Annotated in this window: 21 protein-coding genes; 16 read left to right on the plus strand and 5 right to left on the minus strand. The window is 67.4% G+C overall.

Translation table 11 applies throughout. From position 1 onward, the window contains the following. Window positions 1-507 precede the first annotated feature (507 nt). Window positions 508-1,236 (minus strand): SOS response-associated peptidase, encoded by a 729-nt coding sequence (locus FM105_RS03645; RefSeq protein ID WP_087004973.1) that lies wholly within the window; start codon window positions 1,234-1,236, stop codon window positions 508-510. 83 nt (window positions 1,237-1,319) lie between these two features. On the opposite strand from FM105_RS03645, the gene FM105_RS03650 reads away from it, so the two are divergent. The 7 genes from FM105_RS03650 (at window position 1,320) to FM105_RS03680 (ending at window position 7,805) form a co-directional block, all read left to right on the plus strand. Next, the gene (locus FM105_RS03650; protein ID WP_087005092.1) at window positions 1,320-1,826 is read left to right on the plus strand and encodes a MarR family winged helix-turn-helix transcriptional regulator; all 507 of its coding nucleotides are present in this window, start codon (window positions 1,320-1,322) and stop codon (window positions 1,824-1,826) included. A gap of 217 nt (window positions 1,827-2,043) precedes the next feature. Next, entirely contained in the window at window positions 2,044-3,210 is a 1,167-nt protein-coding gene (locus FM105_RS03655) for an acyl-CoA dehydrogenase family protein (RefSeq protein ID WP_087004976.1), read from the plus strand. Further along, a complete protein-coding gene (locus FM105_RS03660) occupies window positions 3,207-4,265 on the plus strand; it encodes an enoyl-CoA hydratase/isomerase family protein (protein WP_087004979.1) in 1,059 nt (352 codons plus the stop codon). Before FM105_RS03655 ends, FM105_RS03660 begins: the two co-directional genes overlap by 4 nt. Next, window positions 4,262-5,047, plus strand: a complete 786-nt coding sequence (locus FM105_RS03665) for an enoyl-CoA hydratase (RefSeq protein WP_087004982.1) — start codon at window positions 4,262-4,264, stop codon at window positions 5,045-5,047. The genes FM105_RS03660 and FM105_RS03665 overlap by 4 nt, the downstream gene beginning before the upstream one ends. Window positions 5,048-5,203: 156 nt before the next feature. Next, window positions 5,204-6,175: an NAD(P)H-dependent flavin oxidoreductase gene (locus tag FM105_RS03670; RefSeq protein ID WP_087004985.1), complete on the plus strand. Its 972-nt coding sequence runs from the start codon at window positions 5,204-5,206 to the stop codon at window positions 6,173-6,175. Beyond that, a complete protein-coding gene (locus tag FM105_RS03675; RefSeq protein ID WP_256970209.1) occupies window positions 6,172-7,002 on the plus strand; it encodes an ABC transporter substrate-binding protein in 831 nt (276 codons plus the stop codon). Before FM105_RS03670 ends, FM105_RS03675 begins: the two co-directional genes overlap by 4 nt. Window positions 7,003-7,505: 503 nt before the next feature. Further along, a complete protein-coding gene (locus FM105_RS03680; protein WP_087004988.1) occupies window positions 7,506-7,805 on the plus strand; it encodes a hypothetical protein in 300 nt (99 codons plus the stop codon). Between the two features lie 219 nt (window positions 7,806-8,024). Here FM105_RS03680 and nrdF read toward each other — a convergent pair whose 3' ends face one another. From nrdF to nrdH, 4 genes are read right to left on the minus strand one after another with little or no spacing between them, the layout of a single operon-like run. Next, window positions 8,025-9,002, minus strand: a complete 978-nt coding sequence (nrdF, locus tag FM105_RS03685) for a class 1b ribonucleoside-diphosphate reductase subunit beta (protein ID WP_087004991.1) — start codon at window positions 9,000-9,002, stop codon at window positions 8,025-8,027. Between the two features lie 43 nt (window positions 9,003-9,045). After that, window positions 9,046-11,208 carry a class 1b ribonucleoside-diphosphate reductase subunit alpha gene (gene nrdE / locus FM105_RS03690; protein ID WP_087004995.1) on the minus strand — a complete coding sequence of 721 codons (2,163 nt, stop codon included), beginning with the start codon at window positions 11,206-11,208 and terminating at the stop codon, window positions 9,046-9,048. Beyond that, on the minus strand, window positions 11,190-11,591 hold the full coding sequence (gene nrdI, locus FM105_RS03695; RefSeq protein ID WP_087004998.1) for a class Ib ribonucleoside-diphosphate reductase assembly flavoprotein NrdI: 402 nt from the start codon (window positions 11,589-11,591) through the stop codon (window positions 11,190-11,192). The genes nrdE and nrdI overlap by 19 nt, the downstream gene beginning before the upstream one ends. 15 nt (window positions 11,592-11,606) lie before the next feature. Then, complete coding sequence (nrdH, locus tag FM105_RS03700; RefSeq protein WP_087005098.1) at window positions 11,607-11,855, minus strand: glutaredoxin-like protein NrdH; 249 nt, start codon at window positions 11,853-11,855, stop codon at window positions 11,607-11,609. Between the two features lie 516 nt (window positions 11,856-12,371). Here nrdH and FM105_RS03705 point away from each other — a divergent pair. The 9 genes from FM105_RS03705 to FM105_RS03745 all read left to right on the plus strand — a co-directional run bounded on the left by FM105_RS03705 (window position 12,372) and on the right by FM105_RS03745 (window position 21,456). Then, the gene (locus FM105_RS03705) at window positions 12,372-13,367 is read left to right on the plus strand and encodes an AAA family ATPase (protein ID WP_087005001.1); all 996 of its coding nucleotides are present in this window, start codon (window positions 12,372-12,374) and stop codon (window positions 13,365-13,367) included. Beyond that, on the plus strand, window positions 13,367-14,284 hold the full coding sequence (locus FM105_RS03710) for a DUF58 domain-containing protein (RefSeq protein ID WP_087005004.1): 918 nt from the start codon (window positions 13,367-13,369) through the stop codon (window positions 14,282-14,284). Before FM105_RS03705 ends, FM105_RS03710 begins: the two co-directional genes overlap by 1 nt. Continuing rightward, complete coding sequence (locus FM105_RS03715) at window positions 14,274-14,717, plus strand: hypothetical protein (protein ID WP_087005007.1); 444 nt, start codon at window positions 14,274-14,276, stop codon at window positions 14,715-14,717. Before FM105_RS03710 ends, FM105_RS03715 begins: the two co-directional genes overlap by 11 nt. Beyond that, a complete protein-coding gene (locus FM105_RS03720; RefSeq protein ID WP_087005010.1) occupies window positions 14,711-15,691 on the plus strand; it encodes a vWA domain-containing protein in 981 nt (326 codons plus the stop codon). Before FM105_RS03715 ends, FM105_RS03720 begins: the two co-directional genes overlap by 7 nt. Then, entirely contained in the window at window positions 15,688-16,695 is a 1,008-nt protein-coding gene (locus FM105_RS03725) for a vWA domain-containing protein (protein WP_179207053.1), read from the plus strand. Before FM105_RS03720 ends, FM105_RS03725 begins: the two co-directional genes overlap by 4 nt. Then, window positions 16,692-17,525 carry a hypothetical protein gene (locus FM105_RS03730; protein WP_087005015.1) on the plus strand — a complete coding sequence of 278 codons (834 nt, stop codon included), beginning with the start codon at window positions 16,692-16,694 and terminating at the stop codon, window positions 17,523-17,525. Before FM105_RS03725 ends, FM105_RS03730 begins: the two co-directional genes overlap by 4 nt. 29 nt (window positions 17,526-17,554) lie before the next feature. Then, window positions 17,555-18,652 carry a histidinol-phosphate transaminase gene (locus FM105_RS03735; protein WP_087005101.1) on the plus strand — a complete coding sequence of 366 codons (1,098 nt, stop codon included), beginning with the start codon at window positions 17,555-17,557 and terminating at the stop codon, window positions 18,650-18,652. Between the two features lie 69 nt (window positions 18,653-18,721). Further along, window positions 18,722-19,750: an agmatinase gene (gene speB, locus FM105_RS03740; RefSeq protein WP_087005018.1), complete on the plus strand. Its 1,029-nt coding sequence runs from the start codon at window positions 18,722-18,724 to the stop codon at window positions 19,748-19,750. Beyond that, complete coding sequence (locus FM105_RS03745; protein WP_087005021.1) at window positions 19,747-21,456, plus strand: thiamine pyrophosphate-binding protein; 1,710 nt, start codon at window positions 19,747-19,749, stop codon at window positions 21,454-21,456. The genes speB and FM105_RS03745 overlap by 4 nt, the downstream gene beginning before the upstream one ends. Window positions 21,457-21,514 lie beyond the last annotated feature (58 nt).

A 21,514-nucleotide genomic window follows, 5' to 3' on the forward strand; every position in this document is an offset into this window, starting at 1 on the left:
AAACCGATCCAACCAGACACAAACAACGCCCAGCCCTCACCGAAAGGTGCTCTCCGTATTCAGAAGCCCGCTTCTCCCGAAGGGGCTTCGTTAGTCTAGCGCCCGAACTCGCTTCCTGCAACTCGACTCGCCGTCGTGCTCCAGAACTTCATTCGAGCTTCACCGCCTCGCTCACATCCTGAGATGTTCGCTTTGAGGCAACGAGAGATAACTCTAGGTCATCCGCTGCGTGCTTCGCAAATCCGCTTGGCGTGATCTGCTCCACCTGATCAGCCCTGAGGCTTCTCCGCATTCAATTTCATCGTCTGCCCCTCGATTCACTCCAGCCCGTCTCACCTGCGGTTTCACCGTAGTTTCAACGTCCCGAAGCTGCATCTCGTCGAGGCAACGAGGACAAACCTATGTCTTTCGTTCAGAGCCGCGCAACTCGATCGGGGGTGATGTGCGCCTCACCGCCGGAGCCTCGCCCGCTCACTGCGCGTCGCCCGCTCACAGCAGTTGTGCGAGTCACAGCGGCTGCGCGAGCTCCGGGCCCTCGTTCCTCACGTTCCCGACAGCGGTTCCCACCCTGTAGCGGTCGATCGACCGCGCGTCGAACGATGTGAGATTGCGGGAGAGGAACTCCTCCGCATCGCCCGCGTCGGCCGTCGGGTCGATCCACTCCCCGACCTCGTCACGGCTCAGCATGACGGGCATTCGATCATGCACCTCGGCGAGGTGCCCCTGAGCCTCCGCAGTGAGGATGGTGGCGGAGACCAGCCACCCCGAGGACGCTGCCGCATCCGTCCCGACCGCGCGACTCTCCTCCTCGTCCAGCTTCTTGAACTCGAAGAGGCCGGCCATGAAGAGGTGGTCGTGCCCGATGGCGTGCATCATCCAGGGCTGCTTCCCCTCCGGCGTCTTCACCCATTCGTAGTAGGCGTGCACCGGGATCACCGCCCGCTGCCGCGCGAAGGCGGATCGGAACATGGGCTTCGTCCGCACAGTCTCCGACCGGGCGTTGAAGGCCCGAAAGCCGATCTTCAGATCCTTCGCCCACCCGGGGACGAGTCCCCACCGGGCCGGTTCGAGGCGACGCTGGACGAGCCCATCAGCGTCCGGGCGATCGACGATGATCGGTACGGTTCCCCCCGGTGGCACGTTGTAGCGCTCCCGGTGCTCGTATGAGCTGTGCTCGATGTCCAGCTCGTCGACCAGGTCCGAGGGATCGAGCGCCATATTGATCCGACCGCACATGCTCCTGATCCTTCCACCTCTATACACTCGGGCCAACCCCCTCGGCACCCGGGCAAAGGGGACGGAAGGATGTGCTGCCGACGATGACTGAAGGCTTCGACCCGATCGATGAGTCCCGACGACAGTGGACGCTCCACGGCTGGGAGGACGAGGCCGACGGGATGACGCTGGTCATCTCTGTGATGCGCATCCACCAGCTGTTCCTCGCACGGGTCGACCGCGTCCTGCGACCGCTGTCGCTCACATTCTCCCGCTATGAGGTGCTCGCCCTCCTCGCCTTCACACGACGGGGCAGCCTTCCGATGAACAAGATCACGAAGCGCCTGCAGGTGCATGCCACGTCGACGACGAACTCGGTGGACCGGCTCGAGGCCGCGGGACTGGCACGACGTCGACCGCACCCGGAAGACGGACGCACCACGCTCGTGGAGATCACGGAGGACGGCCGTTCACTGGTCGCTCGCGCCACCGATGAGCTCAACAGCGCGGTCTTCGGGCAGCCGGGGGTCCCCCAGGACAGCGTCCACGACCTCCTCACCCGCCTTGCGGAGCTGCGCGGAGCACTGGAGAGCCCCGACTCCCCTCTCTGACTCAACTGGGCTCTGACTCAACAGGTCTCCGACCCACCCGGCACCGTCTCCGCCCGCCCCAGCCCGGACCTCGGCGGAATCATGACCTGCATTACTTGGACGTCCTAGCAATTCTGCGTACGATTGGAACGAACCCGCATCTGTGCGGTCGTCGGGCGGTCTGCGACCGGCTGCGACCGCCGAGCACGCGGACACCAGCAGAAGATCGGAGGCGCGCATGCCGCGCAGCACAGCATCGGTCATACCGTTCGGCCTCACCGAGGAGCAGCAGGAGCTCTTCGCGATGTGCCGCACGTTCGCAGACGAAGAACTCGCCCCCCACGCGCTCGACTGGGACGCTGACGGGCACTTCCCCGTCGACGCCATCCGCCGGACGGCGGAGCTGGGGATGGGCGGCATCTACATCGATGAGGAGTATGGAGGCGCCGGCCTGGGCCGCATGGACGCAGTCCTCGTCTTCGAGGCGCTTTCCACCGGCTGCCCGGCCATCTCCAGCTACATCTCGATCCACAACATGGTCGCGAAGTGCCTCGAGCTGTTCGCATCAGAAGAGCAGAAGCAGCGCTGGCTGGTCCCGATGGCCTCCTTCGAAGCGCTGACGAGCTACTGCCTGACGGAGCCCAACGCCGGATCGGACGCCGCGGCGCTCAAGACCTCCGCCCGCCGCGACGGCGACGGCTACATCCTCAACGGCGTGAAGCAGTTCATCTCCGGCGCCGGCAGCTCGGACCTCTACCTCGTGATGGCCCGCACCGGCCAGGACGGCGCCCGCGGGATCTCCGCCTTCATCGTCGAGGACGGGACCGAAGGACTCAGCTTCGGACCGAACGAGAAGAAGATGGGATGGAAGGCCCAGCCGACCCGCCAGGTCTTCATGGAGAACGTCCGCGTGCCCCTCGAGAACAGGATCGGCGACGAGGGTACCGGCTTCCGGATCGCGATGTCCGGCCTCGACGGCGGTCGTCTCAACATCGGCGCCTCGTCGCTCGGCGGCGCTCAGTCCGCCCTGGAGAAGGCCATCACCTACATGGGCGAGCGGCAGGCGTTCGGCCAGGACCTGACAGGGTTCCAGGCGCTCCGCTTCGAGGTCGCAGACCTCCAGACGAAGCTCGAGGCCGCCCGCTCCCTGCTGTGGCGCGCCGCGTCCGCCTACGATGCGGACGATCCGAGCACCACGCTGCTGTCCGCGATGGGCAAGCTCACCGCCACGGACACGGGCTTCGATGTCGCCAACCGCGCACTGCAGCTCTTCGGCGGATACGGCTATCTGGCAGAGTACGGAGTGGAGAAGCTGGTCAGGGACCTGCGGGTCCACCAGATCCTCGAAGGAACCAACGAGATCATGCGCGTGATCATCTCGCGCAGGAGCACAGGAGTGGGATGACGATGACAGCAACGGGCGACGAAGCCTCGGTTCTCACCCGCATCGAGGGTGGGCTGGGTCGCATCGAGCTCAACAAGCCCAAGGCGATCAACGCACTGTCCGCGGACATGGTGGCGATCATCGCGGAGGCACTCGCAGCGTGGAAGCACGACGACGCGGTGAGAGCCGTGCTCGTGACGGGACGCGGCGACCGCGGCCTGTGCGCCGGCGGGGACATCAAGGCCATCCATCGCGACCTCGTCGAGGAGACGGGCGAAACACTGGAGTTCTGGGCGGACGAGTACGCCGTGAACTACGAGATCGCCCACTACCCGAAGCCCTACATCGCGTTCATGGACGGGATCACGATGGGCGGCGGCGTGGGGATCTCCGCGCACGGCTCCCATCGGATCGTCACGGAGACGTCGAAGGTCGGGATGCCGGAGACCGGGATCGGGCTGTTCCCCGATGTCGGTGGCACGCACCTGCTCGCCCGCGTCCCCCAGCCGGGCGTCGGCATGCACCTGGCACTCACGGGGCAGCCGTTCGGCGCCGGCGACGCGATCCGGTACGGGTTCGCGGACACCTTCGTCCCCCGGGAGCACCTCGATGACCTCGCGGCTGCGCTGGCGGAATCGGCTGACGACGTCGATGCCGTGATCGCCCGCTTCGCTGACGATGCCCCTGCGTCCGAGCTGGCGGCCGATGAGGGCTGGATCTCCTCCTCGTACGACAGCTCGACCGCCGCCGAGGTCGTGGCCGCCCTGCGTGCCCACGACGACGAACGCGCGCGGGCGGCCGGCGACCTCATCGCCGCGAAGTCCCCGTTGTCCGTGGCCGTCACCTTCGAACTGGTGAGGACAGCCGGTGCGATGGGGCTCGACGAGGTGCTGGAACGCGATCTCCGCACGGGTGCGGGCATCAGCGCCCAGCCCGATCTGCGAGAAGGCATCCGCGCCCAGGTGATCGACAAGGATCGCAATCCCCAGTGGTCACCGGCGACGCTCGACGACGTCGATGACGAGCTCGTCATCTCCATCCTTGCAACAGAGCAGACGCGAAAGGTCTTTTCATGAGCACTCCCGCCACATACGAGACGATCCTCGTCGAGTACGCCGAGGGCATCGCGACGATCACCCTCAACCGACCAGACTCCCTCAACGCGCTGAACCTCACGGTCCTCGAGGACGTCACCGCTGCGGCCGCGGATGCGGATGCCGATGACAGCGTCCGCGCGATCATCCTCACCGGTGCGGGCAAGGCATTCGCCGCCGGCGCGGACATCAAGCAGATGGCCTCGCTGGACTTCGCGACCGCCTACCGGAAGAACTGGTTCGCCGGCTGGTCGCGCCTCAGCGACGTCTCGAAGCCGATCATCGCCGCAGTCAACGGCTTCGCTCTGGGCGGCGGCTGCGAACTCGCGATGATGGCCGACATCCTCATCGCATCGGAGAAGGCGAAGTTCGGCCAGCCGGAGATCAACCTCGGCGTGCTCCCTGGCATGGGCGGTTCCCAGCGGCTCACCCGCGCCATCGGCAAGGCGAAGGCGATGGACCTGTGCCTCACCGGCCGCATGATGGATGCCGAGGAGGCGGAGCGGTCCGGTCTCGTCGCGCGAGTCGTCGCGCACGATGCGCTGCTCGAGGAGGCGGAGTCGATCGCCGCGACGATCGCGTCGAAGTCGCTCATCGCCTCGAGCATGGTGAAGGAGGCAGTGAACGCCGCCTTCGAGACGACCCTCCAGCAGGGCCTCTCCTACGAGCGCCGGCTCTTCCATTCGTCGCTGGCGACCAACGACCAGTCCGAGGGGATGGCGGCGTTCATCGAGAAGCGGAAGCCGGACTTCACCGACTCCTGATCCTCACCCTCGCGATCTGCGGGCCCCGGAGCGACGACGAGTCGCTGTGGGGCCCGCAGTCGTTCGCACAGCCGCCGCCCGGCCGCACTTTTCGAGCGTTCGACTAAGGGCTAGGCTGTTCACACGCCGTCATCGCAGACGCACAGAAGGAGAAACATGTCACTTCCTGAAGCACTCGCTCGCCCCCTGAGCGTGCCCGTCATCGCATCACCCATGTTCATCGCATCCGGACTCGACCTCATCAAGGCGCAGTGCCAGGCCGGCATCGTCGGATCGTTCCCCACGCTCAACGCCCGCCCTGCGGAGATGCTCGCCGACTGGTTCGATGAGATCTACGAGGAGAACGATGCCTTCGCTCAGGCGAACCCCGGCAAGCCGGTGGGTCCCGTGGCCGCGAACCTCATCGTGCACCGGACGAACGACCGCCTCGAGCACGACCTCGGCGTCGTCGTCGACAAGAAGGTCCCGATCGTCATCACGTCCCTGGGTGCGCGTGAAGAGGTGAACGAAGCCGTCCACAGCTACGGCGGCATCGTGCTCCACGACATCATCAACAACCGCTTCGCCCACAAGGCGATGGAGAAGGGCGCGGACGGGCTCATCGCCGTGGCCGCCGGTGCCGGCGGACACGCCGGTGCGCTCTCTCCCTTCGCGCTCGTGCAGGAGATCCGCGAGTGGTTCGACGGCCCGCTGGCGCTGTCCGGCGCACTGGCCCACGGCCGCTCCGTCCTCGCAGCCCAGGTCATGGGCGCGGACTTCGGATACGTGGGGTCGGCCTTCCTGTCGACACCGGAGGCCAACGTCGTCGACGGATACCGCCAGATGATCGTCGATTCGAGCGCTTCCGACATCGTCTACTCCAACCTCTTCACGGGCGTGCACGGGAACTACCTGCGCGGATCCGTGGAGAAGGCCGGCCTCAACCCGGATGATCTCGAAGTATCCGACCCCTCGAAGATGACATTCGGATCCGACCGGGACGGCAAGAAGCCGAAGGCCTGGAAGGAGATCTGGGGATCCGGTCAGGGGATCGGCATGATCAGCGAATCGGTCTCCGCACGTGATCTCATCGCCCGCCTCGCAGCCGAATACCGGCAGGCACAGGCCGGCCTCGGGCAAGCCGCGTGACCAGTCGACGCGCCGGACGGCGTTCATACATCGCCGCTGCAGCACTCCTGCCGCTGCTCGCGGTATCCGCCTGCGGCGGATCCGATGACAGCGGCTCCGACGATGGACTGGGCCTCGTCGAATCGGGAGTCCTCACCGTCTGCACGACGATGCCCGCTCCGCCCTTCGAGTTCGAGGAGGACGGGGAGGCCAAGGGTCTCGAGATCGACCTCGCCCAGGCACTGGCCGATCGGCTCGAGGTGGAGCCGGAGTACATCAACTCCCCCTTCGAGTCGATTCAATCGGCGGCCGCCCTGGACACGGGGCAGTGTGATATCGCGCTGGCTGCGATGACGGTGACCGAGGAGCGCGAGTCGAAGATGCAGTTCTCCGACTCGATCGTCTACGACAACCTCGCACTCATGGCCAAGGAGGACGCGGGCTACTCGTCGATCGACGACCTCGGCGATTCCAAGGTCGGCGTGCAGGATGCGACGACGAGCTCCGAATTCGCCGCCGAGCAGGGCCTCACCACGGTCCAGTTCGAGGCGTCGTCGCTCCTCCAGCAGTCGCTGCAGGCCGGACAGATCGAAGCCGGCATCGCGAACATCTCGCTGGTGCTCGCAGTGATGCAGGCGGACGACTCCGTCGAACTCGTCGAATCGTTCGACACGGACGAGCACCTTGCGGCCGCCGTGCAGACGGGCGGCAGTCCCGTCCTCGACGAGTTCAACGCCCTGCTCGCGGAGATGCGCGAGGACGGCAGCTACGACGAGCTCGTCGAAGAGTGGTTCGAAGACGCCGCTGACGCGGCGAAGGTGCCGGCCGAAGAGGCTTCCAGGAGCTGAACGGCCCTCACCGCCCTGCAGCATCGCTGCGCACGCAGCCGCCCGTCGGATTCTTCCGGCGGGCGGTTCTTGTGTGAGCGTCGGCCGAACCGTCAGAGGGAGGGCAGGCATGCGGCGGGCGGGTGAGATGCAGCACCTTTCGACTTTCGGCGTTGCGGCGGCGAGGCACATGGTTTAACTTTGAAGTACTGGCCTCGAGCTGGTGCTCCGCACCCCCGGGCCGCCGCGTGTGACCCACTGTCACCCCTGCTCAGAAGGACTGCCGCGTGACCAGCTCTCTCTATCCGCACACCCCAACTCCCGACAGCACAGGACTCACCATGCCGACCGCTCCGCCCGGTTCAGTGGGACACCAGGAGTATTCGCACGCTGCGCCGCCGCGACAGAGAATCCCCTGGGGGTGGGCACTCGGCAGTCTTGCTGTGGGCCTCGTCCTCGGTGGTGGAACCGTCAGCGCCACATGGGGTATCTCTGGAGCACTGTCCTCTTCAGGTGCTGCAACGATGCAGACTGCGCTGGACACGTGCGGAATCGCGACCGACAACTGGTCGGTGGATTACCCGGAATCAGGCGATTCCGTGACCTTCGACGGTGTGGGACTCACGTCCTCTGACGTCTACTTCGACGAGGTGGAGTGCTTCGGGACTGAACTGGGCATGCCAGGCCATGTCACGTCCGAGATGGAGCAGACACGAGCCCTGGACGGCCGTCGCGATGCCTCATGGAGCGGGTTCACAGTGTCATGGTCGTACCACCCGGATGACGGAATGAACGCGATCTTCGCTCTCTCAGACGAGCGCTGAACCTCCATCGACCCGAGCCGCTCCCGGCCCTCCGGATAGATCACCCCGGAGTGGCTCAGACACATCACCCGCGCCCTCGGAGTCGCGGATGTGTGAGACCAGGGCACGATACTCTGCGCATCACGACTCGTGACACGCAGAAGCGCCTCCGCCCGCCACGTTTTCACGCGGCGGGCGGAGGCGTTCGCAGATCTGCTCTCGCAGAGGATCAGAGCCGGATCAGAAGTCCCAGTCGTCGTCTTCGGTCGATTCCGCCTTGCCGATGACGTAGGAGGAACCGGACCCCGAGAAGAAGTCATGGTTCTCGTCTGCATTGGGCGACAGCGCTGCGAGGATCGCCGGATTCACATCCGTGACGTCCTTCGGGAACATCGGCTCGTAGCCCATGTTCATGAGCGCCTTGTTCGCGTTGTAGTGCAGGAACTTCTTCGCGTCCTCGGCCAGCCCGACCTCGTCATACAGGTCGTGGGTGTACTGGACCTCGTTCTCGTACAGGTCGAAGAGCAGGTTGTACGTGAAGTCCTTGAGCTCGTCCTTCAGCTCCTGGCTCGCCCCGTCGAGGCCCCGCTGGTACTTGTACCCGATGTAGTACCCGTGCACCGCCTCGTCACGGATGATGAGGCGGATGAGGTCAGCGGTGTTCGTGAGCTTCGCCCGCGAGGACCAGTGCATCGGCAGGTAGAACCCGGAGTAGAAGAGGAACGACTCGAGGATCACCGAGGCGATCTTCCGCTTGTGCGGATTGTCCGCCTCGTAGTGCGAGACGATGACCTGCGCCTTCTTCTGCAGATTCTGGTTCTCCGCCGACCAGCGGAACGCCTCGTCGATCTCCGTGGTGTTCGCCAGCGTGGAGAAGATCGAGGAGTACGACTTCGCGTGCACCGACTCCATGAACGCGATGTTCGTGTAGACGGCCTCCTCATGCTGCGTGATCGCATCGGGGATCAGCGAGACCGCGCCCACGGTGCCCTGGATCGTGTCCAGGAGCGTGAGGCCGGTGAAGACCCGCATCGTGAGGAGCTTCTCCGCCTCCGTGAGCGTCGTCCACGACTGCACGTCGTTGCTCAGCGGCACCTTCTCCGGCAGCCAGAAGTTGGATGTGAGGCGGTCCCAGACCTCGGAATCGACCTCGTCCTCGATGCGGTTCCAGTTGATCGCGTCGACGGGCGAGACGATCTGCTGGAGGTTCTCAGTCATACGATCTCCTCGGAAACGGGATGTGTGCGGTGCGGGGCGAGGGTCAGAGCATGCATGAGACGCAGCCCTCGACCTCTGTGCCCTCCAGCGCCAGCTGACGCAGACGGATGTAGTAGATCGTCTTGATCCCCTTCCGCCATGCGTAGATCTGGGCCTTGTTGATGTCGCGCGTCGTCGCGGTGTCCATGAAGAACAGCGTGAGCGACAGGCCCTGGTCCACGTGCTGCGTGGCTTCGGCGTACGTGTCGATGATCTTCTCGTAGCCGATCTCGTACGCGTCCTGGTAGTACTCCAGGTTGTCGTTCGTCAGGAACGGCGCGGGGTAGTAGACGCGGCCGATCTTGCCTTCCTTGCGGATCTCGATCTTCGAGGCGACCGGGTGGATCGAGGACGTCGAGTTGTTGATGTACGAGATCGAACCGGTCGGCGGCACGGCCTGGAGGTTCTGGTTGTACATGCCGTGCTCGGCGACATCAGCCTTCAGCTGCAGCCAGTCGTCCTGCGTGGGGATCTGGATGCCGGCCTCGGAGAACAGCTGCGCGACGCGCTCCGTGCGCGGGGCCCAGGTCTGCTCGGTGTACTTGTCGAAGTACTCCCCCGTCGCGTACTTCGAGCGCTCGAAGCCTGCGAACGTCCGTCCGCGCTCCTTCGCGATCTCCATCGACGCACGCACCGCGTGGTAGGTGACGGAGTAGAAGTACATGTTCGTGAAGTCCAGGCCCTCATCGGACCCGTAGAAGATGCGCTCGCGGGCGAGGTACCCGTGCAGGTTCATCTGTCCCAGGCCGATCGCGTGGCTCATGTCGTTGCCGCGTGCGATGGACGGCACGGAGTTGATGTCCGACGTGTCGGAGACTGCGGTGAGGCCCCGGATGGCGGTCTCGATCGTGCCGCCGAAGTCCTCCGAGTCCATCGTGAGCGCGATGTTGAGCGAGCCGAGGTTGCAGGAGATGTCCTTGCCGACCTGGTCGTAGCCCAGCGACGCGTCGTACTGGCTGGGCTCCGACACCTGGAGGATCTCCGAGCACAGGTTCGACATCGTGATCCGGCCGTCGATCGGGTTCGCCCGGTTCACCGTGTCCTCGAACATGATGTAGGGGTAGCCCGACTCGAACTGGATCTCCGCCAGCGTCTGGAAGAAGTCGCGCGCGCTGATCTTCGTCTTGCGGATCCGTGCGTCGTCGACCATCTCGTAGTACTTCTCCGTCACGGAGATCTCCGTGAACGGCACGCCGTAGACGCGCTCGACGTCGTACGGGCTGAAGAGGTACATGTCCTCGTTGGTCTTCGCCAGCTCGAACGTGATGTCCGGGACGACGACGCCCAGGGACAGCGTCTTGATCCGGATCTTCTCATCCGCGTTCTCGCGCTTCGTGTCGAGGAACCGGTGGATGTCCGGGTGGTGGGCGTTGAGGTACACCGCGCCGGCGCCCTGACGGGCGCCCAGCTGGTTCGCGTAGGAGAACGAGTCCTCGAGCAGCTTCATGACCGGGATGACGCCGGACGACTGGTTCTCGATCTTCTTGATGGGCGCCCCGTGCTCACGGATGTTCGTGAGCGAGAACGCCACGCCGCCGCCGCGCTTCGACAGCTGGAGTGCGGAGTTGATCGACCTGCCGATCGATTCCATGTTGTCCTCGATGCGCAGGAGGAAGCACGAGACGAGCTCGCCGCGCTGCTTCTTCCCCGCGTTGAGGAAGGTGGGGGTCGCCGGCTGGAAGCGGCCGGTGATGATCTCCTCGACCAGGCGGGTCGCGAGCGTCTCATCGCCGCGGGCGAGGAACAGCCCGACCATGACGACACGATCCTCGAACCGTTCGAGGTAGCGCTTCCCGTCGAACGTCTTGAGCGTGTAGGACGTGTAGTACTTGAAGGCGCCCAGGAATGTCTGGAAGCGGAACTTCTTCGAGTACGCGAGGTCCGAGAGGCGCTGGATGAACTCGAACGAGTACTGGTCCAGCACGTCCTTCTCGTAGTAGTCGTGGTCGACCAGGTAGTCGAGCTTCTCCCTGAGGTTGTGGAAGAAGACCGTGTTGTTGTTGACGTGCTGGAGGAAGTACTGACGCGCTGCCTGGCGGTCACGCTCGAACTGGATGCGGCCGTCCGCATCGTACAGATTCAGCATGGCGTTGAGTGCGTGGTAGTCGAGTTCTGTCTCCTCGCGGATGATCGCCTCGACGTCTCTTTCTACACTGGTGCTTGACACAGTTCGTCCAATCCCTTGTTGACGTTCTCGGCGTCCTCGGGCATTCCGAGGAGCTCGAAGCGGTAGAGGACCGGCACTCCGCACTTGGCGGCCACGATGTGCGCCGCGCGGCAGTAGTCCTCGCCGAAATTCGTGTTCCCCGCGCCGATGACTCCCACGAGCTTGTCGCGGTTGTCCTTGACGTTGAGGAACTTGATGACCTGCTTCGGCACGGAGCCCCGATTGATGCCCGCGCCGAAGGTGGGGGTGATGAGGACGAAGGGCTCAGCGATGAGCGGGGTGGGGGCCTTCGTCACGAGAGGCAGGCGCAGCACCGGATGATGCAGCTTCTGCGCGAACTTATGGGTGTACTCGGAGGGGCTCGAATAGTAGACGACGAGCAACGAGCATCACCTCGCTCAGGCTACGGAGGATGCCGCGTCCGCCTGCGCATCGAGGGTCCCGATCTTGTCAGGGCGGAAGCCCGACCAGTGATCGTCGTCGGTCACCACGACCGGTGCCTGCATGTAGCCCATCGCCTTCACGACGTCGAGCGCCCCCGGGTCCCTGCTGAGGTCCACCGTGCGGTACTCGACACCTCGTGCATCGAGGGCGCGGAAGGTGGCATTGCACTGCACGCAAGAGGGCTTCGTGTACACCGTGATCATGGGATTCCCGTCCTTCGTCCGCTGTCTGAGTGCCGTCCGACCGCTGCGCTCCCGCAGCGACCAGACCACTAGATGTTGTGTTCATGGACAACGGTACCCCCATATGGTGTGTTACACCAGTGTGGTTCGACCGCTCTCCGCGTGTCGTGCACAGGGGGTGCACACACCCGATCCGACTTCTCCACAGGGTGTGAACAACAGCCGTGTGGTTCGCCTTCCCGCCCCTCGCGCGGGATGCGGAGTCCGACGGGGTTCCGGAGAGCACCTCGCGTCCCCATGTCGTCCCCAACCGGAGCCTGCGGATCCACACCAGAAGATTTTCCGCCGATGGGTCGCAGCTCACCGATGGACGGTGTCCGACCCCACTGTTCCGGAACCGCCACACCGGAGTGAGCGCGGTGTCAGCGGGCACCGATACCGTGGTGTGCAGCGACCACGGGACCGCACCGGCCCCTGCAGCGCGGGGCCCGCACCGCACGGGGCTCCACCGCTCGGCCCCACACCGGAGGAGACAGCATGACAGCGCACCAGCCGTCGACGGCGAACACCCGTGAGATCACGTCTGCGGCAGAGGTCCTGGCACGCGTCCAGGGGTATGTGGACACGTTCGTCGTCGGACAGCAGCGGCTGCGCGAATCGCTGCTCATCGGCCTCCTCACGGAGGGCCACCTCCTGCTGGAGAGCGTTCCGGGCCTCGCGAAGACCACTGCGGCCTCCGCGCTCGCCGGCGCCGTGTCCTCGTCCTTCGCCCGGATCCAGTGCACCCCGGACCTGCTGCCCAGCGACATCATCGGCACCCAGGTCTACAACGCGTCGACGGGCGCATTCGACACCAGGCTGGGGCCCGTGCACGCGCACATCATCCTGCTCGACGAGATCAACAGGTCGAGCGCGAAGACCCAGTCGGCGATGCTCGAGGCCATGCAGGAGCGGCAGACCACGATCGGCGGCAAGCGGTTCGACCTGCCCAACCCCTTCCTCGTGATGGCGACGCAGAACCCGATCGAGCAGGAGGGCACGTACCCCCTCCCGGAGGCGCAGCTGGACCGCTTCATGCTCAAGGACGTGCTCGCCTACCCCACCCCGGACGAGGAGCTGGAGATCCTGCGCCGTCTGGACGACGGCGTCTTCGAATCGCACCCGGAACCGGCCTGCACCGTCGAAGAGCTGCGTGCCATGCAGCAGTCGGCGAGCAAGATCTACATCGACCCCGCCATCAGCCGCTACATCGTCGAGCTCGTCTGGGCGACCCGCGCGGCGGACCGCGTGATCGGTCCGCGGGGAGCGTTCGTCGAAGCCGGCGCCTCACCGCGCGCCTCGATCGCCTTCACCCGCGCCTCCCGCGCCCTCGCGCTGATCCGCGGCCGCAACTACGTCATCCCGGAAGACGTGAAGGACCTCGCCCAGCGGATCCTCGGCCATCGGATCGCCCTGACGTTCGAGGGCATCGCGGAGGGCATCACCACGACCCAGCTCGTGACGGAGATCCTCAACCGCGTGAGGACTCCCTGATGACGGCCCTCCTCACACGCATCCGCGCACGGCTCACCCTCCACACGCACAGGCGCGTGGCGAGCCTGCTCGACGGCGGCTGGGCGTCGCTGTTCCACGGGCAGTCGCTCGACTTCGACGACCTGCGCGAATACGTCGACGGCGACGAGATCCGCGACATCGATTGGAAGGCGTCCGCACGCCACCCCGTCCCCCTCGTGAAGCGGTACACGGATCACCGGCGCCTGCGCCTCGCGCTCGTCGTCGCGACCGGTCGGTCGATGGACGCGACCGCCGCCGGCGGCGAATCGAAGCGCGACCTCGCGATCCTGCTGGCGGGCATGGCGGGATGGTTCGCCGTGCGCGGCGGTGACGAGGTCTGCATGGCCGCGAACGACGGGCACCGCGTGCACCTGACCCGACCGGAATCGAGCGAAGCGGGCCTGGAGCATCTGCTGCGCCGGATCCTCGCGCGCCGCGGGACCCACGACGACTCCACCGCCCTCGACCTCCTGGACTGGCTGAGCACGCGCCTGCGCCGCCGCCACCTCGTCATCGTCATCAGCGACGAGATCGACCTCACCGATGCCCACCTGCGCCTCCTGCGCAAGATGTCGGCGCACCACGAGGTCCTCTGGCTCACAGTGCTCGAGGCCGACCCCCTCGCACTGGCTGCGGCCGACGACACCCCCTTCGACATCGGGGCGACGGTGGCGGGGGCAGCCGCCGGCACCGTGCGCTCCGGCTCCACCGTCCCCTCCCTGCTGGCTGCCGATCCCCGCGTCGCTGAGGCGTACCGCGCGGCGGAATCCGCCCGCCGGGACAGCACGGCGCGAGTCCTGCGCGCAGCGGGCATCGTGCAGGAGAGGGTCGGCGCATCGGCGCAGGCCCTGCCCGCCTTCCACCGCGCAGCGGAGAGGCACCGTCGTGCCCGGTGAGCTGATACCCCCTCTCGGTGCCTCCGACTTCTGGATCGCGGCCGCGGTCTTCGGAGTCCTCCTCGCCGTCCTCGTCGGCTTCCTCCCGCTCATCGGACGTCTGCGCGGCCACGCGACGGGCCCTCGTTCGGTGCCGGTGCATGTCCGCAGCCGCTACGCCGCACTCATCGACGCGATCGAAGAGCGCTACGCGAGCGGCGACCTCACGACCAGGACGACGGCTCAGGAGCTCAGCGCACTGCTGCGCGACTTCGCCTCGGAGGCGTGGGGCGCCTCGGCGAAGCACATGACGCAGCGTGAGATGCGAGAGGCCGGCATCGCTCCCCTCGCCGATGCCGTCTCCCGTCTCTACACCGCGGAGTTCGAGCGCGATGTGCCGGAGACGGCCGCGGAAGAGCTGCGCGTGGCCCGGGAGGTGATCACCCGATGGTGACGACCCCCATGCTCTGGCTGGCGATCGTCCTGGGCGTCGCCGGGCTCATCGCTCTGGGAATCGCCTTCGCGCTCCCCTCCCGCAGCCGAGGCCGCACCCCGGTCGCCTTCCTCTCCCGCCTCACAGCCCTGCCGGAGTACGTGCGGGCGCGCCGCCGCCTGCTGCTGGGGGGCCTCGCGGGACTCGCGATCGTCGCTCTCACCGCGGTCTTCGCCCTGGCGGGCGTCGCCCGGCCGACGACGATGGAGACCATCAGCCCCAAGCGCCACCTGCGCGACGTGATGCTCTGCCTCGATGTGTCCGGGTCGATGGTCGGCTATGACGCGGAGATCATCGAGTCGTACATCGACATGGTCGACTCGTTCGACGGCGAGCGCATCGGCATGACGATCTTCAACGCGACCGCCGTGACCGTCTTCCCCCTCACGGACGACTACGACATGGCCAAGTCGTTCCTCGAGGACGCGCATGAGGGCTTCTCGTCGTACGGCACCGACGGCCTGGACTTCATCACCCCGACCCAGCCGGACAACGTGCCGGGATCCTCCCTGATCGGCGATGGCGTGGTGAACTGCGTCGAGGCCTTCGACCGGAAGGAGGAGGAGCGCTCCCGCTCGATGATCCTCGCCACCGACAACGAACTGGCGGGCGATCCGCTCTTCACCCTGTCGGAGGCCTCCGACCATGCGCTCGAGACCGATGTCCGCATCTACGCGCTCGCACCGTCGCGCTACTTCTTCCCCCTCAACCTCGAAGAGCTGGAGGGCGCGGCGGAGGCGACGGACGGCGAGTTCCACTCGATGTCCGACGAACGCGCCGTCGACCGGATCGTCACCTCGGTCCAGGAGACGGAGGCCAGGCTGACGGACGGACGTCTCGTCACGCTGTTCCACGACAAGCCGGTGGTCCCGCTCGTGGGCAGCGGGCTGGGGATCATCGCACTGCTGCTCCTGGCATGGAGGATGCGCCTGTGAACGACCTCGTCTTCAATCCGCTCCTGCCGTGGCCCGTGCTCGTCGCGATCGCCCTCGTCCTGGTCGCCGGCTGCGTCGTCCTCGCCGTGCGCACAGCCGGACGGCGGACCCAGTGGGTCCTGCGTGCGGCCGCGGTCGTCGTGCTGGCCCTCGCGTTCAGCCGTCCCGGCGTCCCGGTCACCGCTGTCACGGAGCGCAGCGAGGCGGCTCTCGATGTCTTCGTCGTCGTCGACGTCACCGCGTCGATGGTGGCCGAGGACTGGGACGGGGACGCTCCGCGCCTCGACGGCGTCGAAGAGGATGTCTCGGAGCTCATGGAGCAGGCGCCGGAGGCCCGCTACTCCCTCATCACCTTCGCTGCGACCAGCCAGACCGTCCTGCCGCTGACGACGGACGACACCGCCATGCGCTCCGCGCTCGACGTGCTGCGCCCCGAAGTGACGCTGTACTCCTCCGGCAGCTCGATCACGTCAGCGCGGGACCACCTCGTCGAGCGCCTGGAGAAGGCCGCCGAGGACCGTCCGGACAGCGCACGCCTCGTGTTCTACCTGGGGGACGGCGAACAGACGTCCGGCGACGAGCCCGCGCCGATGGACGGGGTCGCCGACCTCGTCGACGGCGGTGCCGTCTGGGGCTACGGGACGTCGGGCGGAGGACGCATGCAGGAGACCCGGGGGTACTGGAACGACGAGGAGACGGAGTACATCACGGACCCGTCGACGAATGCGCCCGCCGTCTCGACCATCGACGAGGGGAACCTCCAGGGCATTGCGGACGATATGGGCGTCGAGTACGAGCACCGCACCGCGGGTGACGCCGTCTCCTACGAGTTCCCCGATGTCGACCGGATCGTCCAGGAGAAGGAGGACACGACCCAGGCCGTCTCCGAGTTCACCTGGATCCTCTTCATCCCGCTCGTGGCCTGGCTCGCGGTGGAGGGCGTCTTCGTCGCGCGACGGATCCGGGGCCTGGGCCTGCTCTCCGGATCGAGGCGGTCGACATGAGCGCTCAGACCGATGCACCGCAGACCCGGCACCGAAGCTCCCGCGGCAGACTCATCGCCGCAGGCGCGGTCATCCTCGTCCTGCTGGCGGTCGCCGCGTGGTCGGGGCTCACCCACTGGCAGCTGGCGCGGGCGAGCGCGCAGTTCGAATCGGGCGACTACACCGCCGCGCAGGAGTCCGCGGATCGGTTCCTCGACATGAGCCCCTTCGAGCGCCACAAGGGCCACTTCGCGGCCGGCACCGCGCTCGCGGGCGACGGAGCGCTCGACGAGGCGGAGGCGGAGCTGGAGACAGCACTGTCCACCGCTCCCGCACGCGACGAGTGCGCGGTCCGGGTCAACCTCGCGCTCGTGCAGGAGGGGCAGGCCGACGCGTTCCGCGATGCCGACGACGTCGATGCGGCCAACGACCGCTACGACGCGGCGCGCACGACGCTCAGGGAGGCTCCCGAGGAATGCCGCCCCGACGGCTCAGGACAGGATGAGGAGATGGATTCCCAGGAGCAGCGGGTCGACGAATCGCAGGAGGAGATGAACAACCCCTCCTCCGGCGGCGAGGGCGGTGAGGAGGGCACCGACGGCGACGACGGGTCGGACGGCGGCGACTCCGAGGACGGAGACGGCGGCGACAGCGACTCAGCCGGCAGCGGCGGCGGTGAGGAGTCCCAGGACGGTTCGGGCGGAGACACGTCCGGCGAGGAGTCCGGGGAGAGCGACGAGCGCATGGAGGAGCTCGAGAAGCGCCGCCAGGAGTCGGAGGAGCGCCACTCGCAGACGAATGAGGGCGGCACCGGATCGGGGGTGCGGGAACCCGGTTCGAAACCGTGGTGAGTGTCCGTCACGTATGACAGCATGTGCGCATGGTCACAGACGATCCGATCCGGCTGCGCGCCGAACTGCAGACGTTCCCTCCGTACATCCCCGGGCGTGCGCCCGCCGACGTCGCCGGTCTCACCCCGTTCCGCCTGTCGTCGAACGAGAACCATCTCGATCCCCTCCCCGCGGTCCTCGAGCAGCTCGCCCGGCCGGGTTCCGGGCCCACCCGGTATCCGGATGACGCGGCCGTCGCACTGCGCCGCAGGATCGGCGAGGTGTTCGGGGTCTCGCCCGAACGGACGATCGTGACGACGGGGGCCTCGGAGCTCCTCGTCGCGGTCACGCAGATCACGTCGGACAATCGGACCGAGGCCATCTACCCGTGGCCGTCCTTCGAGATGTACCCGCAGGTGACCGGACTCGCCGGAGCGAAGCGCCACGCCGTGGACCTGCTGCCGGACGGTCGCCATGACCTCACGGCGATGGCCGACGCCGTCACGGATTCCACCGGCCTCGTGTTCCTCTGCTCCCCCAACAACCCCACGGGGCCCGTCCTCACGCACGCGGAGCTCACGGCCTTCCTCGCGCGCGTCCCGCCGCACGTCGTCGTCGCGCTCGACGAGGCGTACTGGGAGTTCGCGACCGACCCTGACGCCGCCCGCGGCCTCGAGCTGCTGGACTCCCACCCGAACCTCGTCCTCATGCGGACGTTCTCCAAGGCGCACGGGCTCGCCGGGATGCGCGTGGGATACGCGATCGCGCACGAATCGGTCATCGCAGGGCTCCTCAAGGCCGTCATACCATTCGGTGTGACGGAGGTCAGCCAGGCGGCCGCGCTCGTCTCCCTGGACCAGCACGACGAGGTGCTCGCCCGTGCCCGAGAGATCGCCGCCCAGCGCGATGCGTTCGCGGACGCACTCCGCGCCCAGGGGTGGAGCGTCCCGCAGGCGCAGGGCAACTTCGTGTGGCTCCCCCTGGGCGAGTGGTCCGACGCGTTCGAGATCGCGGCGAGCCGACAGGCGCTCGCCGTCCGCAACCTCGGCGCAGGTGTCCGCATCAGCGTCGGCCCGCAGGAGGCGCTCGACCGCGTCCTCGACGTGACCGCCGCCTTCCTGGAGGAGCACCCCGACCTCCCGCTCTGACCGCCGAGCGCTGACCCTCTCCACCCCGCATCGATCCACTCACAGAATCGTCCACCCACAAGGAGGACCATGTCCGACGAGCAGCCCCTGGGCCCCGCCGACTACAGTGCCACCCCGCGCTTCGCAGGACCGCCGACCTTCGGCCTCCTCCCCCGCCTCGACGAGGTCGAAGCGGCGCGTCCGGACGCGGACATCGACGTGAAGATCCTCGGAGTCCCGTTCGATGCGGGTGTGAGCTACCGTCCCGGAGCCCGGTTCGGCCCCGACCACATCCGGACCTCGTCGAAGCTCCTGCGGCCCTACAACCAGGCCGTCGACGTCCGCCCCTTCCACGCCCAGCAGGTCGCGGACTGCGGCAACCTGGGGGTGAACCCCTTCGACATCGAAGCCGCGATCACCGACGTCGAGCAGAACGCGGACGCGATGCGCGCCGACGGCGCGAAGCTGCTGACCCTGGGAGGCGACCACACGCTGGCGCTGCCGAACATCCGCTCCGTGCACCGGACCCACGGCCCGATCGCCGTGCTGCACTTCGACGCCCACCTCGACACGTGGGACACGTACATGGGAGCGCCGTACACGCACGGCACCCCGTTCCGCCGGGCGAGCGAGGAGGGCCTCCTCGACCTCAAGCGCTGCCTCCACGTGGGCATCAGGGGCCCGCTCTACGGCGAGGAGGACCTCGAGTCCGACAGCGTGCTGGGGTTCCAGGTGATCCGGTCGGATGACTTCGAGTTCCAGCCGCTGTCCCGGATCGTCGAGCGGATGCGGACACGACTGGGCGACGCACCCGTCTACCTGTCCATCGACATCGACGTGCTGGACCCCGCGGCGGCACCCGGCACCGGCACACCGGAGACCGGCGGCCTCACGAACCGCGAGCTCCTCAACGCGGTCCGCGGACTGGCGGGCCTCAACGTGGTGGGCGCGGAGATCGTCGAAGTTGCGCCCGCATACGACCACGCAGAGGTCACGGGCCTCGCCGCCGCTCAGCTGGGCTTTGAGATCCTGTCACTGTGGGCCGGTGCGAAGCAGGGGCGGACCGCGGTCGGCGGCCCCGTCGCGGAGCATCTGCGCTCGGAAGGAGACGCGCGATGAACGACCAGGCTCCCGCTGCCGACCAGGCTCCCCAGACCGACGAGGCGCACGCCAACGGCGGGCTCGCCGTCGTCGCGGCTCTGGCCGCGCACGGCGTCGACACGGTGTTCGGCATCCCCGGCACGCACAACCTCGAGTTCTACCGACACCTCGGCCGGTTCGGCATCCGCGCGATCACACCGCGCCACGAGCAGGGCGCCGGCTATGCCGCGGACGGCTACCACGTCGTGTCGGGACGTCCCGGCGTCGTCCTGACGACCTCGGGCCCGGGCCTCACCAACGTCATCACAGCCGCGGCGACCGCGTACGCGGAGTCGCGGCCCATGCTGATCCTGTCCCCCGGCGTGCCGACGGGACTGGAGCGGGCCGACGTCGGCATGCTGCACGAGACGAAGGACTCCTCCGGCGCGCTCAGCCACCTGCTGGTCGCGGCGCACCGCACGCGGACGGCCGAGGGCGCTGCCCAGGCCGTCGCGGACGCCTTCGCGCTGTTCGCCGGTTCCCGTCCCGGTCCCGTCCACATCGAGGTCCCGCTGGACGTGCTCGAAGGCGGGTGGCACGGCACGACGGCCGCCCCCTGGCCCCCGCGGTCGCGTCCCCTCGACGAGGACGCCGTGGACACCGCCGCCGAGGCCCTCGCCGGCTCCGTCCACCCGCTCATCATCGCGGGCGGCGGGGCACGCGGAGCCTCCGCGCAGATCACGGCTCTCGCCGAGGCGCTGGACGCACCCGTCGCGACGACGGCGAACGGCAAGGGCATCCTCGACGAGACGCACCCTCTGGCGCTCGGCGCGAACGTCCGCTGGCCGTCGGTCCAGCAGGCGTCGCGGGATGCCGACGTGCTGCTGGTCGTGGGCACGGAGATCGCCGATTCGGACCTGTGGGGCGGCCTCATCGGCGTCCAGGAGCAGTCCGGCGCTGACGACAGCTCGCAGACGGTGATCCGCTGCGACATCGACCCGGACCAGCTGCACAAGAACCTCCGCGGCGACGTGCTCGTCCTGGGCGACGCGCACTCCTTCACGGACGGACTCCTCGCACGCCTCGGCAGTCGCACCGGCGTGGGAACCGGCAGCGGCGCAGACAGCCGGATCCCCGCAGGCAGCCGCGAAAACGGAGCGGACCGCGCCGCGGCTCTGCGACGGGAGGTCGCGCGCGAATTCGACGCGACTCAGATCGGCGCCCGGGTCACAGCACTCGTGCAGGAGGCCGCGGGCCACGACGTCATCGTCTCCGGCGACTCCTCGCGCGTCACCTACGACGGGTCCGTCCACGCCCTCGTCGCCCGGACGCCGGATCAGCTGCTCTACATGCCCGGCTACGCGACGCTCGGTTACGGGATCCCCGCCGCGATCGGCGGTCGCCTCGCGGCACCCGATCGCCCTGTCGTGTGCATCGTGGGCGACGGCGCGGCGATGTTCGCGATCCAGGAGATCGTCACGGCGGTCGAACTGGCGCTGCCGATCCCCTTCGTGATCGTCGACAACGGCGGGTACGAGGAGATCGAGCACCAGATGGTGGAGCGCGGCATCAGCCCCTTCGCCGTCCGCCTCCATCGGCCGGACTTCGCACTGCTGGGCGAGTCCATGGGCGCGCGCGGGAGCACGGTCGGGCTCACGGACCTCGACGAGCACCTGCCGGATGCGATCCGGGCCGCCCTCGCCGCGGATCGGCCGACCGTCGTCCACGTCCGCGTCGACGCCTGATCCCCGTCCGGCCCGCCCTCCTCATCTGATACCTGACCGACCGGTACGCCGGTCCCGG

It is taken from the genome of Brevibacterium yomogidense, assembly GCF_900163715.1.
Classification (GTDB): domain Bacteria; phylum Actinomycetota; class Actinomycetes; order Actinomycetales; family Brevibacteriaceae; genus Brevibacterium; species Brevibacterium yomogidense_A.

Excerpts from the sequence above, each read along its gene's own strand:
- speB (WP_087005018.1), top strand. The coding sequence starts at position 18,722 with ATGTCCGACGAGCAGCCCCTGGGCCCCGCCGACTACAGTGCCACCCCG.
- FM105_RS03655 (WP_087004976.1), top strand. The coding sequence starts at position 2,044 with ATGCCGCGCAGCACAGCATCGGTCATACCGTTCGGCCTCACCGAGGAG.
- FM105_RS03705 (WP_087005001.1), top strand. The coding sequence starts at position 12,372 with ATGACAGCGCACCAGCCGTCGACGGCGAACACCCGTGAGATCACGTCT.
- FM105_RS03665 (WP_087004982.1), top strand. The coding sequence starts at position 4,262 with ATGAGCACTCCCGCCACATACGAGACGATCCTCGTCGAGTACGCCGAG.
- FM105_RS03650 (WP_087005092.1), top strand. The coding sequence starts at position 1,320 with ATGACTGAAGGCTTCGACCCGATCGATGAGTCCCGACGACAGTGGACG.
- FM105_RS03745 (WP_087005021.1), top strand. The coding sequence starts at position 19,747 with ATGAACGACCAGGCTCCCGCTGCCGACCAGGCTCCCCAGACCGACGAG.
- nrdH (WP_087005098.1), bottom strand. The coding sequence starts at position 11,855 with ATGATCACGGTGTACACGAAGCCCTCTTGCGTGCAGTGCAATGCCACC.
- FM105_RS03735 (WP_087005101.1), top strand. The coding sequence starts at position 17,555 with ATGGTCACAGACGATCCGATCCGGCTGCGCGCCGAACTGCAGACGTTC.
- FM105_RS03710 (WP_087005004.1), top strand. The coding sequence starts at position 13,367 with ATGACGGCCCTCCTCACACGCATCCGCGCACGGCTCACCCTCCACACG.
- FM105_RS03680 (WP_087004988.1), top strand. The coding sequence starts at position 7,506 with ATGCAGACTGCGCTGGACACGTGCGGAATCGCGACCGACAACTGGTCG.
- FM105_RS03720 (WP_087005010.1), top strand. The coding sequence starts at position 14,711 with ATGGTGACGACCCCCATGCTCTGGCTGGCGATCGTCCTGGGCGTCGCC.
- FM105_RS03645 (WP_087004973.1), bottom strand. The coding sequence starts at position 1,236 with ATGTGCGGTCGGATCAATATGGCGCTCGATCCCTCGGACCTGGTCGAC.
- FM105_RS03670 (WP_087004985.1), top strand. The coding sequence starts at position 5,204 with ATGTCACTTCCTGAAGCACTCGCTCGCCCCCTGAGCGTGCCCGTCATC.
- FM105_RS03730 (WP_087005015.1), top strand. The coding sequence starts at position 16,692 with ATGAGCGCTCAGACCGATGCACCGCAGACCCGGCACCGAAGCTCCCGC.
- FM105_RS03660 (WP_087004979.1), top strand. The coding sequence starts at position 3,207 with ATGACGATGACAGCAACGGGCGACGAAGCCTCGGTTCTCACCCGCATC.
- nrdF (WP_087004991.1), bottom strand. The coding sequence starts at position 9,002 with ATGACTGAGAACCTCCAGCAGATCGTCTCGCCCGTCGACGCGATCAAC.